The organism is Streptomyces himalayensis subsp. himalayensis (assembly GCF_013778455.1).
GTDB lineage: Bacteria > Actinomycetota > Actinomycetes > Streptomycetales > Streptomycetaceae > Streptomyces > Streptomyces himalayensis.
In genome coordinates this window covers 1-2,860 of the sequence record NZ_JACEHE010000077.1, presented here as the reverse complement: position 1 = coordinate 2,860, position 2,860 = coordinate 1, and the positions used below count along the sequence as shown (strand labels likewise).

At 64.7% G+C, this 2,860-nt stretch carries 2 protein-coding genes and 1 pseudogene; 1 reads left to right on the top strand and 2 read right to left on the bottom strand.

Annotated features, from left to right (window positions below):
• Positions 1 to 987 (bottom strand): annotated as a pseudogene (gene mraY, locus H1D24_RS41460) (phospho-N-acetylmuramoyl-pentapeptide-transferase); the annotation flags it as partial.
• A 206-nt stretch (positions 988 to 1,193) separates the two neighbouring features.
• On the bottom strand, positions 1,194 to 1,349 hold the full coding sequence (locus H1D24_RS41455) for a hypothetical protein (protein ID WP_220137811.1): 156 nt from the start codon (positions 1,347 to 1,349) through the stop codon (positions 1,194 to 1,196).
• An 809-nt stretch (positions 1,350 to 2,158) separates the two neighbouring features.
• Here H1D24_RS41455 and H1D24_RS41450 point away from each other — a divergent pair.
• Positions 2,159 to 2,860 (top strand): reverse transcriptase N-terminal domain-containing protein (locus H1D24_RS41450; protein ID WP_181662944.1); only part of this gene is annotated, 702 nt, incomplete at its 3' end.

Here is a 2,860-nt window from a genome sequence, read left to right as displayed (position 1 = left end):
CGACCAGAACTTCGGACCAGCCTTTGAGTTCGAAGTGATGCTGCAGCGGCGCCATCTTGAAGACGCGCTTGCCAGTCATCTTGAACGAGCCGACCTGGATGACCACGGACAGGGTGATCATGACGAACAGGCCGCCCAGCACGGCGAGCATCAGTTGGGTACGAGAGCAGATGGCCAGGCCGGCCAGGGCGCCGCCGAGGGCGAGCGAGCCGGTGTCACCCATGAAAATCTGGCGGGTGAGGTGTTCCACCACAGGAACCCGAAGCAGGCGCCCATGAGCGCGGAGGCGATGACGGCGAGGTCGAGCGGGTCGCGGACCTCCATACAGGAGGCGGGGTCAGTCATCGTCATCGCGTTGGCGCACGATTTCTGGAACTGCCACAGGCCGATGAAGGTGTATCCGCCGAAGACCATGACCGAGGCGCCGGCCGCCAGCCCGTCCAGACCGTCCGTCAGGTTCACCCCGTTCGACATGGCCAGGATCATGAACAGCGCCCACACGACGAACAGCACCGGCCCGATGGTCCAGCCGAAGTCGGTGACGAATGACAGCCTCAGGGAGGCCGGGGTCTGGCCGCGGTCGTCCGCGAACTGGACGGCCAGCACAGCGAACAGGATGCCGACGATCAGCTGGCCGGACATCTTCGCCCCGGCCCGCAGACCCAGCGAACGCCGCTTGACGATCTTGATGTAATCGTCCAGGAATCCGACGACGCCCATGCCCGCCATCAAGAACAGCACCAGCAGGCCCGGGTAGGTCACGCCCTCGCCAGTGACGACCTTGGTCAGTGCGTACGCGATGAGAGTGGCCAGGATGAAGGCGATGCCGCCCATCGTCGGCGTTCCACGCTTGCCGTGATGGCCCCGTGGCCCGTCGTCCCGGATGAACTGCCCATACCCCTTGCGAGCCAGCAGCTTGATCAGCACCGGGGTGCCGATCAGGGTCAGAAAGAGGCCAATGGCCCCGGCGAACAGGATCTGATTCATCGGACGGCTGTCTCCCCCTCGGCTACGTTCCCGCAACGGGGCTGCCTCACTGGTATCGCCGGCTACCCCAGCTCACACCCTATGCAGACGCGCCATCGCCGTAAGTTGGCGGGCAGTTGACACAGACGATCACGCTGACGGCCCTGAACCCGAAGCGTTGCTGATTCTCGGTTCTGGCACAGATCTTGGGGAGCGGTCGCGGAAGGTTACTGAAGCAGGATCACCTTGCGGAGTAGTTCGAATCCGGCTCGTCCGTAGAGCTGCCTCTGGATCTTCTTGATGCGGTTCACTGCGCCTTCGGTGCCGCCGGAACTCCAGTGCAGGGTGAGTCTGGAGGACCTGACCTCTGTCCGACCGGCCATGTAGCGACCTTGGCTATTCTCGCGACTTCAACTTCACGATCGGCGACACGGACCTAGGGCGTTTCTTACCGATCATCGGATCGTTGGTCTGTCCGTGCCGTTGACTGACGCGCAGTGGGCGCGGATAGGTGCGACACGAAGTCGCGCATTTCGAGTGAACTCGCAGATTGGAGGCCGGTTATAGACCGGTGGCGTAGTTCCTGATCAGTGTTCGAGATCAGTCCCCGCCCTGGCGTGCGTTCACAGGTCCCGTCTGTGAGGGTGCGAAGCCCAGGGAAGAAGCTCAAGGGCCCCCGCTCCGTCCGGGGGAGCAACCGGGCGAGGGGAAGGCCGGACGGGCGAACGCAAGTGAACCCCCGACGATGCCTCGTCAGCCCAAGCCTTGGGAGACGGGACGAGAAGCAGGGTGCAAGGGCCTAGCCGCTGGAGGAGGCGGCGAGCGGCGGCCGGTGACGATCTACCGGCCGTGGGAACACCGCTGGCCCCGGGGTGTAGGGGGCGCCCACCCCGGTCGTATCTCGGGTGCGCGGAACGTGGAAACCCCGTCGGGGTCCGGGCCTTCAGCCCGGTAGGCCGATCGCAAGAGGGGCGGAACTCCTCGGCGGGACAGGAAGCCCAAGAAGCAGATGCCGGCGGCCGAAAGGCAGCGGGACTCGGGACCATGGCTGCCCCTCCAAGCGGCTGTCTCGGGGAACCGGCCGGATGACGGTCCTGGAGACCGGGCCCGAAAGGGAGCTGACGTGGGCTGGTGAGCCTTTGAAAACCGAGGCCGGGGGCCTCCCGAACCGAGGGACAAGTTGGACACCACGGTGAACGGACCCAAGGACATTGCCGACTGGGACGACATCGCATGGCGTCACCACGAGGACCACGTAGCGAGGCTGAGGCAGAGGATCTTCAAGGCGACGCGGGAAAAGGATTGGGCCATGGTCCGGTCCTTGCAGAAACTGATGCTGAGGTCATGGTCGAACACGCTGATCAGCGTGCGGCAGGTGACTCAGCGCAATGTGGGACGTCGGACGGCCGGGATCGACGGGGAGACCGCCCTGTCGCCCGAGGTCAGGATGGACGTGGCCGTGCGTGTGCACCGTACGCGCTCATCCTGGAATCCGTTGCCGGTCCGGCGTGTGTACATTCCAAAGGCCAATGGAAAACAACGGCCACTCGGTATCCCCGTGATCATGGACCGGTGCCATCAGGCGCGTGTCCGTAACGCGCTGGAACCCGAGTGGGAAGCGCGCTTCGAGCCGAGGTCCTACGGATTTCGGCCGGGCCGCAGTTGCGCGGACGCCATCGGTGCTCTCTATTCCACGCTGAAAGGCTCCCGGGCCAGGAGGCTGTGGGTTCTGGACGCTGATTTGTCCGCCGCGTTCGACAGGATCGACCACAAGCCACTGCTTGAGGCGATCGGGTCTTTCCCTGCCAGGGAAATGATCCGGGGATGGCTGAAAGCGGGAGTGGTCGAGAACGGCCTGCACACGCCGACCGAAGAGGGGTCACCTCAGGGCGGT

What these genes read in the sequence shown, in the direction of transcription:
- H1D24_RS41455 (WP_220137811.1), bottom strand. Translation starts at nt 1,349, where the DNA reads ATGGCCGGTCGGACAGAGGTCAGGTCCTCCAGACTCACCCTGCACTGG.